The 13,646-nt window shown below is 57.7% G+C and carries 12 protein-coding genes, 1 tRNA gene and 1 other annotated feature; of the genes, 5 read left to right on the top strand and 8 right to left on the bottom strand.

Annotation, left to right across the window (positions count from 1 at the left end; all coding sequences use genetic code 11):
• The first annotated feature begins 87 nt into the window (after positions 1-87).
• Positions 88-347, top strand: a binding site (T-box leader).
• A gap of 106 nt (positions 348-453) precedes the next feature.
• Positions 454-1,398 carry a bile acid:sodium symporter family protein gene (locus MTP39_RS02745; RefSeq protein ID WP_249241342.1) on the top strand — a complete coding sequence of 315 codons (945 nt, stop codon included), beginning with the start codon at positions 454-456 and terminating at the stop codon, positions 1,396-1,398.
• Positions 1,399-1,478: 80 nt separating this feature from the next.
• Here MTP39_RS02745 and MTP39_RS02740 read toward each other — a convergent pair whose 3' ends face one another.
• The 6 genes from MTP39_RS02740 to MTP39_RS02715 all read right to left on the bottom strand — a co-directional run bounded on the left by MTP39_RS02740 (position 1,479) and on the right by MTP39_RS02715 (position 10,811).
• A complete protein-coding gene (locus MTP39_RS02740) occupies positions 1,479-3,044 on the bottom strand; it encodes an MFS transporter (RefSeq protein WP_249241341.1) in 1,566 nt (521 codons plus the stop codon).
• Between the two features lie 90 nt (positions 3,045-3,134).
• The gene (locus tag MTP39_RS02735; RefSeq protein ID WP_249241340.1) at positions 3,135-6,161 is read right to left on the bottom strand and encodes a beta-glucosidase; all 3,027 of its coding nucleotides are present in this window, start codon (positions 6,159-6,161) and stop codon (positions 3,135-3,137) included.
• A 110-nt stretch (positions 6,162-6,271) separates the two neighbouring features.
• The gene (locus MTP39_RS02730) at positions 6,272-8,191 is read right to left on the bottom strand and encodes a glycoside hydrolase family 2 protein (protein WP_249241339.1); all 1,920 of its coding nucleotides are present in this window, start codon (positions 8,189-8,191) and stop codon (positions 6,272-6,274) included.
• A 262-nt stretch (positions 8,192-8,453) separates the two neighbouring features.
• The gene (locus tag MTP39_RS02725) at positions 8,454-9,737 is read right to left on the bottom strand and encodes a GHKL domain-containing protein (RefSeq protein ID WP_249241338.1); all 1,284 of its coding nucleotides are present in this window, start codon (positions 9,735-9,737) and stop codon (positions 8,454-8,456) included.
• Positions 9,734-10,444, bottom strand: a complete 711-nt coding sequence (locus MTP39_RS02720; RefSeq protein ID WP_249241337.1) for a LytR/AlgR family response regulator transcription factor — start codon at positions 10,442-10,444, stop codon at positions 9,734-9,736. The genes MTP39_RS02725 and MTP39_RS02720 overlap by 4 nt, the downstream gene beginning before the upstream one ends.
• A 290-nt stretch (positions 10,445-10,734) precedes the next feature.
• Positions 10,735-10,811, bottom strand: a tRNA-Val gene (locus MTP39_RS02715).
• A 277-nt stretch (positions 10,812-11,088) separates the two neighbouring features.
• Between MTP39_RS02715 and MTP39_RS02710 the strand changes: the two genes are divergently transcribed.
• Positions 11,089-11,253, top strand: coding sequence for a FeoB-associated Cys-rich membrane protein (locus MTP39_RS02710; protein ID WP_249241336.1), 165 nt, complete (start codon positions 11,089-11,091; stop codon positions 11,251-11,253).
• 68 nt (positions 11,254-11,321) lie between these two features.
• On the opposite strand, the gene MTP39_RS02705 is transcribed toward MTP39_RS02710, so the two are convergent.
• Both MTP39_RS02705 and MTP39_RS02700 read right to left on the bottom strand, forming a co-directional pair.
• A complete protein-coding gene (locus MTP39_RS02705) occupies positions 11,322-11,615 on the bottom strand; it encodes a hypothetical protein (RefSeq protein WP_249241335.1) in 294 nt (97 codons plus the stop codon).
• Complete coding sequence (locus MTP39_RS02700; RefSeq protein WP_249241334.1) at positions 11,612-11,875, bottom strand: XRE family transcriptional regulator; 264 nt, start codon at positions 11,873-11,875, stop codon at positions 11,612-11,614. Before MTP39_RS02700 ends, MTP39_RS02705 begins: the two co-directional genes overlap by 4 nt.
• A gap of 192 nt (positions 11,876-12,067) precedes the next feature.
• On the opposite strand from MTP39_RS02700, the gene MTP39_RS02695 reads away from it, so the two are divergent.
• Genes MTP39_RS02695 through tsaA form a run of 3 tightly spaced genes read left to right on the top strand, consistent with a single transcriptional unit; the run spans position 12,068 to position 13,644 of the window.
• A complete protein-coding gene (locus tag MTP39_RS02695) occupies positions 12,068-12,688 on the top strand; it encodes a LexA family protein (RefSeq protein ID WP_249241333.1) in 621 nt (206 codons plus the stop codon).
• Between the two features lie 24 nt (positions 12,689-12,712).
• Complete coding sequence (locus MTP39_RS02690; RefSeq protein ID WP_249241332.1) at positions 12,713-12,931, top strand: aspartate dehydrogenase; 219 nt, start codon at positions 12,713-12,715, stop codon at positions 12,929-12,931.
• Positions 12,932-12,945: 14 nt separating this feature from the next.
• Positions 12,946-13,644, top strand: coding sequence for a tRNA (N6-threonylcarbamoyladenosine(37)-N6)-methyltransferase TrmO (gene tsaA, locus MTP39_RS02685; RefSeq protein ID WP_249241331.1), 699 nt, complete (start codon positions 12,946-12,948; stop codon positions 13,642-13,644).
• Positions 13,645-13,646: the final 2 nt, after the last annotated feature.

Below are 13,646 nucleotides of genomic sequence, written 5' to 3'. Positions count from 1 at the left end.
ACTCATGATATGAGCCAGATGAAAAAACAGACGGGTCATATCCCTTGACTTCAGTCCCCCGGGGGAGTATACTCCGGGGCAGTGAAATATTCGGCTATGACGAGAAAGAGTACCCGGAAAGAATGTTACAGAGAGCTGCCGGTTGGTGCAAGGCAGTACAGGGCGTCCGCGGGAAGATCCTCTCCGAGCTTTCCGGCTGAATGGGCGGTGTATGCGCCCCAGTAAGCGGGAACGGCAGGCCCCCGTTATCACGGGCCGCGCATTGTTGGATGCGCACTGAGGGGCCGGGCTTTGCACCGGCAATAAGAGTGGTACCGCAGAGGAGTTTATACGCCTTTGTCTCTTACGAACCGTAAGGGGCAAAGGCGTTTTTATTTGCGGGAAAGCCATTTCCCGGATGTTTCATTGCCTTTACATCCGCAAAAATAAGTGTTCAAAAAAAGGAGTATTATCATGAAAACATTGGAAAAAGTAAGCGACTTTGTGGGCAAGTACATGGCCGCCATCGTTATTGTGGTGGCGGCACTGGCGCTGCTGTTCCCCGGCACCTTCAGCGTGGTAAAAACCGCGTGGGTCAACACCCTGCTGGGCATCGTTATGTTCGGCATGGGTCTTACCCTGAAGCCGGAGGATTTCAAGGTGGTGTTCAGCCGCCCGAAAGACGTGATCATCGGCTGCATTGCACAGTTCACCCTGATGCCCTTCCTTGCATGGGCGCTGACGCAGCTGTTCCACCTGCCCACCGAGCTGGCCATCGGCGTTATTCTTGTGGGTACCTGCCCCGGCGGCACCTCCTCTAATGTGATGACCTATCTGTCCAAGGGCGACGTTGCGCTGTCCGTTGGCATGACTGCCGTTTCCACCGTGCTGGCCCCCTTCCTCACCCCGCTGCTCACCCTGCTGTATGCCGGCCAGCGCGTGGATGTGAACCCTGTAAATATGTTCCTGTCCATCGTCAAGGTGGTGCTGGTGCCCATCGCACTGGGCTTTGTGGTCAACCACTTCTTCCACACCTTCACCCAGAACGCCGTCCGCGTGCTGCCGCTGATCTCTACCACCGCCATCGTGCTCATCATCTGCGCTGTTGTTTCTGCAAACTCTGCTAAGATCATGACCAGCGGTCTGCTGATCCTTGCCGTGGTCATCCTGCACAACCTGCTGGGCTACCTCACCGGCTTTGGCGTGGGCAAGCTGCTGAAGCTGGATTCTACCAAGTGCCGCGCGATCTCCATCGAGGTCGGCATGCAGAACTCCGGTCTGGCCACCTCTCTGGCCGCTGCCCACTTTGCACAGTATCCGCTGGCAACCATCCCCGGCGCCGTGTTCTCGGTGTGGCATAACATTTCCGGTGCCGTCCTCGCCAACTTCTTTGCCCGCACCGCAGAGAAGAAGGACTGATCTTATATAATATAAGGGGCTGCTGCACAAGGTTTCTTCCCTGTGCAGCAGCCCCTGTTTTGTTTATCGCAGGCAGCGCCTCAGCTCCGGTATTCCGCCGGCAGCTGCTCCATGGTCTGCCACTTGTCCATGGCTTCTTCCAGCTTCATGCCCTTGGCCACTGCATCGCGGCGGCAGGCGTTGACAGCTTGGATCTCCTTCATCTTGGCACCGGTCAGGGTGTAGCCCTTCATGGCGATGAGGGTCGCCGCCCAAGCCACCATGGGGATGATGCAGAACAGCACGATGACCACCCAGTTCATGCCCGGGGTGTAGGGGTCATACTGGGTGGGCAGGCTCTGCAAGCCCACAAAGCTGACCGAAATACCCACAACGGTAGCGGAAAGGCTGGACACCAGCTTGTCCACCAGGCTGAACAGGGTGCCCATGATGCCGGGAATGTAGTTGCCGCTGCGGTAGGTCTCGTAGTCGGAGCAGTCGGCAACCATGGGGATGGGCATATCAGCGGTGGCGTAGTACGCACCGTAGCCGATGCCGAAGAAGGCGATGAACAGGATGGTGTACAGGTTGACGGACAGGCCGTTCTCGCCCAGAATGGACAGGGTAAAGGCATCGCCGCGGCCCCAGAGCAGCAGCAGCACCAGCACGCCCACATAGCACACCAGCGCCACGCTGACGTACTTCATCAGGCTGGCCTTCTGGCCCTCCTTCTGGCTGGTGCGGACGGTGAGCAGGAAGAAAGGCACGCTGCACACATAGCCCAGCACCATCATGGGCAGATACAGACCGTCGTAGTTGCCCATCATGCAGCCGTACAGCATACACAGCACAGTGGTGTTGTTGGCAATGGAAAGTGCCAGCTTGCAGCCTGCACCGGCCACCATCAGCCGCTGCATGGGATCGTTGTTCTTGATGATCTGGAGGTACTCGCGCACCTTGATCTTCTCGGCTTTGCTGCCGCTGACGCCGAAATACTTGGGCTGATCCTTTTCCCAGATGCCAATGACAGCCAGCAGGGTGAGCAGAATAGAGATAACGATGCCCACGGGCGCCAGCGTGCGGAAGAACCCGGCAGAGGCGTAGCCGCCCTCATAGTTCTTGGCAAGGATGGGAGCAAAAAACTGCATAGCGCCCATGCCCAGCAGGCTGCCCACGGTGTTGAAGATGGTGAACAGCGGACGCTGCTTGGGGTCGTTGGTCAGTACCGTCTGACCGGAGCGGGTGCAGCTGGTCTGGAAGGTGTAGCCGATGACCCACACGGCGTACAGCCCCACAAAGGCGGCGTAGCGCAGCCCCATGGCACTGGCGGGGATGAGCGGGGTAAGGCAATACAGTGCCAATACACTGGCCGCCATGATGAGGTTGCCGATGACCATGAAAGGCCGGAACTTGCCGAACTTGCCGTTGGTGCGGTCCATGAGAGCACCGATGATGGGGTCGGTGATGGCGTCAAACAGACGCATTCCGGTGACCATCACCGAGGCAAACAGCATGCTCAGGGCCAGCACCTTGCTGCCGAAGGTAGCGATGTAGGAAAGCACCAGCACATAGTACACATTCGTTGCGCCGTTGTTCAGCGGAAACAGCACCAGCTGGTAGGTTTTGGCGCGGTTCACACTCGACGCCGTTGTTTTTTGTTCGCCCATTGCGGTCTCTCCTTTTGAAAAAGAAGGGCAGCCCACCCCGCCTTCGGGGCAGGCTGCCGCTTGCGAAAATCTGATTTTTCGGAGGGTTGATTATTCCTGATCTTCCGCCGGGGCAGTCAGAGCCTTTGCGGCCTTGCGTGCCTTGATGCGCTTGACCAGCATAAAGATGCTGACAGCCACCAGAACGCCCAGCACCACATCAACGCAGATCAGTGCGGTCTTCCACCAAGGAGTAACGGATACGATCTTGGTCTCTGCGGTGACGCCGTTCATGGCGTTGGAGTTGACCACCGTGTACAGGATGCGGTGGGTAGACTCACGCATGGCCTGCGTGATGTCGGCATCGCCCTGATACAGCTTCAGCAGCTCGTCAGTCCACTGCTGGGCACTGGAGTCCCAGCTGTTGGTGCCAGCCAGCAGGCCCTGTGCCACGTCAAAGCTCTTCATGTAGATGCCGTAGGTGGCAAACATAGCGTTGCCGGAGAAGTCGGTGAGGTTGAAGCCAGTCAGGCCCCACTCGCCGCGCAGGATGTTAGTCTGCAGACCCTTGTGTGCGCCGGACCAGATGCCGCCGATACGGGCAAAGGAGTTCATGACACACTTGGCACCACCCTCGGTGACTGCCATTTCAAAGCTCTTGAGGTACAGCTCACGGATGGCCTGCTCGCTGGTAAAGGTAGCGATGCAGCGGCAGCGGCTCTCGGTATCGTTCAGGGCAAAGTGCTTGATGTAGACATACACGCCCTTGGACTGGATGCCCTCCACCTCGGCGGCTGCAATCTTGCCGGAGAGGAAGGGATCCTCAGAGTAGTACTCGAAGTTACGGCCAGAGTAAGCGGTGCGGTGGATGTTCATGGCAGGGCCGTACAGGCCGGAAGCGCCCAGATCCAGCATATCGTTGCCGAGGCAGACGCCCACTTCCCGCATCAGGTCCACGTTGAAGGTGGCAGCCATAATGTTCTCATCGCTGTAGGCGGTGTGGCAGGTAGACACGCCGGTCAGAGTCTGGGTAAAGCCCTGGGGACCGTTGTCGTCCACAGTGGCAGGCTTGGAAATGCTCTGCATCATAGCAGTGTTGTGGAAGCCCTTGCCCACCAGCTCGGCCATCTCCGCAAAGGTAACCTGATCCAGCAGCTTTTCCCAATCGGGGTCGTCGTAATCCTTGCCGATCATCATGCCCAGCGTCATGCCGTTGTCGGCACCCATGGTGGGCATCTCGGTGGTAGAGCCTTCGATGCCCTTGTAGCTCTGATAGGCGTTGATGTCCACCATCAGGGCGTCGTTGGCCTCAATGGCGATCTTCTCGGGCCAGGTGCCGGTCCAGTTGGAGCGGCTCAGCATATTCATCTCGTCATAACCATAGTAGGTCATGTCGGCAGAATCCAGCTGGTTGGTGATCTTCTCGCCAGTAGCGGCAGAGATGGAGTAGGTCTCGGTATCGGTAACGTCGTTGGTGTAGTGGTAGGTAAAGTCAGCGTTGCCGTTGGCGGTCATGCCGTTGGCAGTGGTGTAGCCCTTGGCAGCCAGAACGTTGTTCACAGCGTCGTGAGCATCGTGGGCAGCGGTCAGGTAGTAATCACCGGCCTCCAGAATGTAGGTCTGGGCCACGTTCTCGTCGTAGCAGGCCAGCTCGCTGCGGGGCACGTTAATGGTAACAGTCTCGGTCTCGCCGGGGGCCAGCAGCTGGGTCTTGCCAAAGCCGCACAGCTCCACAGAAGCCTTCTCAATGCCGTTTGCCTTATCGTACTCGGTGTAGGGGGACTGGAAGTAAGCCTGCACCACTTCCTTGCCTGCCACAGAGCCGGTGTTCTTCACATCCACGCTGATGTTGAAGCTGTCGGTAGCGGCATCGTAGGAGGACTGGAAGTTGGACCAGTCAAAGGTGGTATAGCTCATGCCGTAGCCAAAGGGATAGGCCACGGTGGAGGCGTAGTCGTACTCGCCCACGTTCTGGGTGCCCATGACCACATCCTCGTAGCGGGTCTCGTAGTAACGATAGCCCACATAGATGCCTTCCTGATAGGTGGTGTAGTAACCGTTGCCGTCCAGACCGCCGTTTGCCACAGAATACCACTTGCTGGTATCCTTCTCGTCATAGTTGGTGTACTGGTTTGCGTAGTAGTCCACCAGACCGGGTGCGGTGGTGTTGTCGTAGCAGTAGGTGTCCACCAGATGGCCGCTGGGGTTCACATTGCCTGCCAGAATATCTGCCACGGCGTTCAGGCCGTAGGAGCCGGTGTAGCCGATCCACAGAGCGGCGTCCACGCCGTACTCGGGATCATTGAGGAAATCGCACTCCATGGCGTTGGTGGAGTTGATCAGCACGATGGTGCGTGCAAACTCCTCCTTTGCCATCTTCAGCATATCCTTTTCTTCGTTGGTCAGGGACAGCACATTGGTGCCATCCACAAAATCGCCGTACTCCAGATCAGCACCCTCACCGGCCACACGGGAGAGCATCACGATGGCGGCATCGCCGTAGGAGGCAAAGCTGGAGCGCACATCAGTGATGTTTGCACCGGCTGCCGCATCCGCAGCCTTGACGTTGGTGCCGTACAGAGAGACTGGCACTTCATTGATATGCCATGCAGAGCGGTCACCCAGACTGGTACCCTTGCCGGGAGAGCGGACATAGTCCTTGCCTGCACCGTTGGTGTAGAAGTCCCACAGCACGGGGTTCACATCAAAGCCCACATCCTCCAGAGCCTGCTTCCAGGTGGGAGCCTTGGAGGTGTCGATATCGGCAGAACCGGTACCGCAGGTCACAACGTCCACGCTGGAATGGCTGAGCGTAGACACCTTGCTGCCCGCTACCAGAGGCAGGGTGTTGTTATCGTTCTTCAGCAGCACAGCACCCTCACCGGTAAGCTGCTCTGCAATTTCCTTATCGTGTGCTTCCAGCTCTTCCACACTGCTGAAATCACTCTCGTAATACACGGCACTGTCGTCCTTGCCCACGGTCTTGTGGGTGGAGGTCTTTAATGCGATGTTCACGGCCTGTGCACTGGCAAATGCCAGGTTGGAACCGATGCAGGCACCGGCGAACAGTACCGTGAAAAGCACCGTAAGGATGCTCCACAGTACAACGCCAGAGCCTTTCTTCTTGCCCTTCTTCATGTTGTTCTCCTTTTCTTGTGTGTGTCAGCGATCGCCGCAGGCTTTTCATGGCCGCTGTGGCGCAGCCATTTTCAAAGTGCGGCAGTATATTCCAAGGTGTGGACCGGTACTCAGACCCAGTTCGCACTCTTCGACTTGGTTTTTACCAGCTTGTAGCTGGGGTTTGGGGTCGCCACGCTGCGGAAGCTGGCAGTGTCGATGCAGTCGCCTGCAACGGCTTTCAGCTCTACCTTTCCGTGCAGCGGCACGCGGAACTTAAAGATATGCTCCCCAGTCTGCTCTGCCAGCTTTTTGCCGTCCGCATACAGGGCAACCGTTTTCTGGTTGGAGTAGACCTTGACCTCGATTTCCCTCTCAGTGCGGTCGGTGAACCGCTTGGAGCAGATGTGAACGAAGTTCTCCTCGCTCCACCATGCTTTATAGAGGTAGAAGCTGTCCTTTTTGGTTTTGCGGTCAAAGGTGACCAGACCCTTGTGGTTCATGCCCGGCTCGCCGCCCTGATCCCGGGCGTCGGCTGCAAAGTCGAACATATTCCAGACGTGGGTCGCCCACAGCCACGGGTGACGGTCGAAGCACTTCAGCATATACTCGTGGTACTTGGCCTGATATTCCTCGGTGTGGTCGCCCCGGCGGGGGTGGGCACTGTGGAGGTTGGGCATCCCCTCGGCACCGTACTCAGAAAAGCCCAAGGGACGGTTGGGATACACCAGATGGAAAAAGCCCATCCACAGGTCGTTCAAAAACAGGCCCGGCACATACCAGCCCAGATACAGGTTCCAGCTCACCAGATCGGTGATGTGCGCCACCGGGTTGAAGGGGCCGCACATGGCGTAGCAGGCCAGTGTAGTCAGACGGGTGGGATTCATCTTGTGGCACAGCTCGTTGAGCACCCGGTGGTTATCCAGCATATCCGCCTTGTCCTTGGTGGAGATGGTGATCTCGTTGGACACACCCCAGCAGACGATGGAGGGGTGGTTGTAGTTCTGGTGGATCAGCTCTTTCATCTGGCTGATGGTATTCTCCCGGCCGTTGGGCAGGTGCTCGGAAATATAGGGGATCTCTGCCCAGACCACCATGCCGTACCGGTCGCACAGGTCGTAGAAATACTGGTCGTGCTGGTAGTGCGCCAAGCGGACGGTGTTTGCGCCCAGCTCCCGGATCAGCGCCATGTCCTCGTCGTGCATCTCCCGGGTGATTGCATTGCCCAGACCCTTGCGGTCCTGATGGCGGGAAACACCGTGGAGGGGGTAGGGCTTGCCGTTGAGGAAAAAGCCCTTCTTCGCATCCACCGAGAAACTGCGCAGACCCACCTTGGTGGTCACCTCGTCCACCGGCTGGTCATCCTTTACCAAACGAACCACGCAGGTGTACAGGTAGGGGTCCTTTACGCCGTTCCACAGGTGGGGAGCATCCAGATGGAGGGAAGCATTTTCGCCCTCACCTTTTGCAACCAAGTTACCCTCGGCGTCCAGCAGCTCCACCGCAACGGTGCCCTCGCCTTCCACCAGCGTTTCCACCTGAATGTCGGCGCTGTCCTCTTTCAGGGCGGGGGTGATCTTCACACCGGTATCGCCAAAGTGTCCCAGCGCAATGTGGTTTTTGTTCACCACCAGCAAGCTCACATCCCGGTAGATACCGCCGTAGAAGGTAAAGTCTGCTTTCTGGGGGTAAACCCGGTCGTTGACGCTGTTGTCCACCCGCACCGTGAGCTGGTTTTCTGCCTGCAACAGCCCCGTGACCTCTGCCCGGAAGGTGGAGTAACCGCCGTCATGGGTGCAGAGCTGCTGGCCGTTCAGCAGCACGGTGGCGCTGGAATTGACGCCCTCAAACTGCAGCCAGACCTGCTGCTGTGCCGGGTCAAAGGCCGGTGCTGCAAAGCTGGTGCGGTAGGTGCAGGTACCCCGCCAGTAATCGTTGCCGCCGTCCTGACCGTCCATGGCGTTCCAAGTGTGGGGCAGTGCTACGGCAGCGGTCACGCCATCCGGGCCGGTGAACTGCCAGTCCTTCATAAGCTTTGCAATACTACGCATCCGATTCCTCCTGTTTTTTGCTGTACTCCGGTAATTTTTCCGTGCATTTTTCTTTCGTTGTTATTTTATCAAAGCGACCGCATTTCGCAAGATGCCCGCGAAAATCGGTCGTTTTGCGTGCGCATTCGGTTTTTTGCTTCCAAATGCAAACCAATATATTTGTGTATTTTTCACAAGAAGATGTATCCAATAGACCATAAAAAGAAAGCCGCCGCAGGACTTCCCTTTTCGGAAATTCTGCGGCGGCTGCCGGTTTCTTAACTTATTTTTGCAGCGGAAAGATGATCTTTTCCGCAAAGAATTCGCCCTGCTCTTCCAAGGTCAGCGTGCCTTTATATTTCTGCACGATGCGCCGGATCACCTTCAGCTCATACTGTGCGGAGCGGTTCGCCTGCTGTTCCGGCGGGCGCAGCGGGCTGATGATATTCACCACCACAAAGCCCTGCCGCACACAGACCAGCAGGTCGATGACCCGGCACTCCGGGCGGGCAGTCTGCACCGCGCTTTCCACCGCATGATCCAACGCATTGGCAAACAGCGCGTACAGATCCCCTGCCTCGATAAAACCCAGACAGCTGCCGTTTGCCACGGCATTCAGCTGGATGCCCCGGGACTCGCACAGCAGGCTCTTCTCGGTCAGCACCACATCCAGCACCTCGTTGCCGGTGTTGCAGTTCGCATCATAAAGGCGGGCTGCGCGCTCGGCCTCCTCGATGCGCTCTTGCGGCACCGCTTCGAGCGACAGCTTGCGGAGATCGGCGATCTGCACCTTCAGTTCATGGCAGCGCTTGTTGATGATCTGCACATTCTGCCGGGCGACCTGATACTGCTGACGCTGGCGCTCGTATAGCAGATTCAGCGCGTTCATTTCTTTTTCCATGGCAGATTTCTTGAACAGCTCTGTCTGGAAATACAATAACGTAAGAAAATAGAGCTGTCCGGTAACCAGCGTAGCCACCAGACTGGGCGGCCATGAATCGATAGAGGTATCGCTTAAAACCGCTGCCTGCACCATAAACAGGCTCCCAATAAAAAATGAACTGAATAACTGCCGGGGCCCGATATGGTATTCCCCCTTATAGGGAAGTTGCCGGGCAGGCAGTGCATACACCACCCCAAAGAATACCGCCCCGGACAGCAGCTGTACCAGAACCGCCCAAGGGGAAGTCATATTCAGCGGGTGCCCATGCCGGGAAAAATACAGCTCCAGAAAGCACCAGCCCTCGTAGGCGCACTGCGCGATGAGCAGACTCCACACCGCGCAGTACATCGCCCCTTTTTTATTGATATCCGTGCACAGGTAGATCATTCCACCCAGCAGCGCAAAAAAGGAAACATAAAGTACCAGCAGCAAGAGCTGCTGCTGCCACAGTGTTGTGGACTGTGCCAGTGGGTCCAGCAGCTGTGCCAGCAAAAGCAGTGGAAACAGCATCCCGCAGGCGCGCGCCCAGAAATGGGAACGATGCCGCAAGGGCAGACAAAAGACCAGCGCTGCACCCCAGCGCAGCAGCGCCCGGAGCAGGCTGTTCAGCAGGGATGTGGTCACAGCACACCTCCCATGTAGGACGCCACTGCGGTAAGAAAGGCCGTGCGCTGCCGCCGGCTGATCTCCAGCCGGTCGTCTTTCACAAGGGCAAAGTCGCTTTCAATGCCCTTGACGTAGGCTAAGTTAACCAGATAGCACTGGTTGCAGCGGACAAAATGGTACTCGGCAAGCTGCTTTTCGGCGCTTTGCAGGCTGGCGCGCACCGCAAATTCTCCTTTGGCGGTGTGGTAGTACAGCATCCGGCTGCGGGTCTCCAGATAATAGATATCCGCAGTGTCCAAAAGCTGGATGCCGCCGCCCGCCAGCTGCAGCACCACCTGCCCGCCTCTGCGCCGCTGCACCCGCTGGATGGCGCGGGAGAGCTTTGTGCAGAACTGATAATAATTCACCGGTTTCAGCACATAATCCAGCGCGTCCACCTCGTACCCCCGGATGGCGTACTGCGCCATGTTGGTCACAAAGACCAGCACCACCTCCGCGTCCACCGCCCGGATGGCTTCGGCAGCGGCAAAACCGTCCAGCCGGGGCATCTCCACATCCATAAAAATGATGTCGAACCCCGGCGTATAGTGTTCTGCAATCTCGGAGCCGTCCGCAATGAGGCTGATCTCCACCTGTAACCCCTGCTCCTCGGCATATTGCCGAACGAACCGGTTCAGGCATTCCCGCGTTTCCTCCTGATCTTCCACGATTGCGATCCTGAACATCCTGCACCCACCTTCTCTCTGCGTCTGATCGCCGTATCACTCTTTTTATTGAAACATACTTTTCCGTGAAATGCAATGGAAAACCTTTGTTTGAAACGAGGTTGTTTTTAGACGCCTGTCTTGTAGGGGCGGCCAAGTTCGCACAAAGCAAGCTTCCTTCTGCAAAGCAAAAAGGCAGGATACCATCACTACGATGATACCCTGCCTTTGCTCGTTTATCGCTTTGTTGCGCCAGTATGATAAACAAAAAAAACGTACCCAAACCCTTGCAGGTTCGAGTACGAACTGTATGGTGGAGAATTAGGGACTCGAACCCCAGACCCCCTGCGTGTGATGCAGGTGCTCTAACCAGCTGAGCTAATCCTCCATATTCGCTTGTGTTGTGCGCTCCGAACTGGAACGTGATTATTATAGCACGGCCTTTGCCGAAATGCAAGCCCTAATTTGAAAAACTTTTACTTTTTTCGAAACACTTTCCTTCCCAGCAAAAACGCCATGCCGGGTGCCGGGCGTGCAACATTACCGCCGGGCAGCTGCACCGGCTGCGCCCTGCACAAAAAATGTGCGGCAGGCTGTTGCTCTTTGCCTGCAAATCGTGTATACTTGGGGGCAGAAAGCTGCATAAGAGAAATCGAGGGATGTATATGCTGACACTTCGCGGGATCATCACGCTGGTAATATTGGCTGTGCTGTTTGCGCTGGCTGTGGTCTGGATCTCCAGACAGGGCGGCTGGAAGGGCGAGGGCTGCAACGGCAACTGCGCTTCCTGCCACAGCCATTGCGAGGACCCGGACGCCAAGAAGAAATAACCCAAACAGGGCTGCTGCACGAAACACGGTGCAGCAGCCCTGTTTTATGTTTTTTCACGGTTATTTGCTCAGAACGCACCGCGCTGGGCGGCATAGACGGCGATGGTGCTCAAAAGATCCTGCAGCGCCTTCTGGTAGGTGGTGCGGCCGATGTGCAGCTGCTCTAAGATCTCGTCCTCCGGGCGCTGCTCAAAAAAACGCATCCGCAGCAGGTCTGCCCGCATGGGGTCGTGCACCTGATAGTAGTCGATGCCTTCATCAATGGCGCTTTGCCAGCGGCGGTTTTCTGGCGTGCGCGCCCAGTGGCGCTCGCCGTACTTGCGCAGGGCGTTCCGGGTCAAGTCGCGTTGTTCCTGCGTCACTGGCGCTTCCCCCTTTTGGGCAGCTCCAGCACCGCACTGCGCGAAAACCGGTTCTCGGCATCGAAAAAGCAGGCGTCCCGCTCGGCCATCGTCAGCCCAAGCATAGTGGAAAGCCGTTCTGCTTCGTCCAGCTTGAATTGAGTCTCGCCCAGCAGCTTGTGCCGCAGGGTGTTGCTGCTGATGTGCAGCACACTGGCCACATATTGCAGCTTGTAGCCACTGTCTTGGATGTAAGTGTAGATCAGGTTTGTGTTTGCCATGGCTTCGCTCCTTTTTTGTAGTTCACCGCATTTGCAACAATCATTGGTTGTATTATACTCTGTTGTTGATTAACTGTCAACCTGCAATTTCCAAAACGCTCTGTAATTGTTGATTTTCAGGAAATTTTCTGCTATACTCAAAGCAGAAAGCCGCGTTTCACACTACAACCCATAGTTTTCAGGAGAACTGTCATGTCCGATCTATCTACCCGTGTCCGTCTGCGCCGGGAGCAGCTGGGCCTTTCGCAGCAGGAGCTTGCCCGGCGCATGGGCTACCGCTCCCGTTCCTCCATCACCAAACTAGAAAAAGGCATCAACGACCTGCCCCAATCCAAGGTAGAGGAGCTGGCACAGGCGCTGGAGACCACCCCCGCTGCTCTGCTGGGGCTGGACGCACCCTGCGCCTGCCCCCCGGGCTTTGAGCCGCTGCCTGCCATGGTGCAGGTACCGCTGATTGGCTCCATCGCCTGCGGCACCCCCATCACCGCCGAGCAGAATATTGAGTGCTATATCGGGGTGCCCGCCGCGTGGCACGCAGATTTTGCCCTGACCTGCCACGGCGACAGTATGTCTCCCACAATATGCAACGGAGACATCGTTTGCATCCGCTGCCAGCCCGAGGTGGAGCAGGGCGAGATCGCCGCCGTGCGGGTGGGCGAGGAAGCCACCCTCAAGCACTTCCACCGGCAGGGCGATGCCGTGATGCTGCTGGCAGACAACGCCGCCGTCTGCCCGCCCATGTTCTACGCCGGAGAGCAGCTTTCGGAGCTGCACATTGAAGGCAAGGCCGTGGGGCTTTGCCGCGGCCTATAAGATAAGGAAAGAAAGGAGCAGCCCGTGTTCGGCAAAAAGAAAGCGTTCCCCGCTTACGACCCCGCCGCCCAGAAGCCAGTGCTGCGGTGCAGCATCTGCACTGGGGAGCAGGTGGCCGGGTTTCAGGATCTGCACACCGGCCATTTTACCGAGGTGCAGCTGATCCGCAGCCCGCAGGAATTGCAGTCCTTCCGCAGCCGGTACGGCATCCCCGCCGACTGCCCTATTGAAAAGATCTATTGAGCAAGGAGTTCATCATGCAGCAGGCATCCGAAGCCATGACCCTGAAGGTCATTGCCCATATCCACACCGCCTTTCCCACCAAGTTCGGCATCCCGCGTCAGAGCGGGCTGGTAGAAGAGCTGCGGGGTGAGATCATCTTTACCCCGGAATACCGCAACCCCGATGCTCTGCGCGGACTGGAGGATTTCAGCCACATCTGGCTGGTATGGCAGTTTTCCGGCGCGGTGCGGGAAAGCTGGTCCCCCACCGTGCGCCCGCCGCGCCTTGGCGGCAACACCCGGGTGGGCGTGTTTGCCACCCGGTCGCCCTTCCGGCCGAACCCTCTGGGACTTTCCAGCGTAAAGCTGGAAGCTATTGAGCAGCGCCAGGACGTTGGGCCGGTGCTCATCGTGCGCGGTGCCGACCTGATGGACGGCACCCCCATCTACGATATCAAGCCCTACATCCCCTACGCGGACTGCCACCCGGATGCCGCCGAGGGCTTTACCGGGCAGACCCGCACCCACCATCTGGAAGTGTCCTGCCCGGAAGCGCTGTGGCAGACCGTACCGGAGGCCGACCGCGCCGCGTTGCAGGGCGTACTTGCCAGCGACCCCCGCCCCTCCTACCAGCACGACCCGCAGCGGGTGTACGGCATGGAGTTTGCCGGGCTGGAAGTGCATTTTACCGTGGACGGTGCTCAGCTCACCGTGCAGGATATCACCCTGTTATAAAA

The sequence above is a fragment of the Faecalibacterium sp. I3-3-33 genome (assembly GCF_023347295.1).
GTDB lineage: Bacteria > Bacillota > Clostridia > Oscillospirales > Ruminococcaceae > Faecalibacterium.
This window is presented reverse-complemented; position numbering and strand designations above follow the sequence as displayed.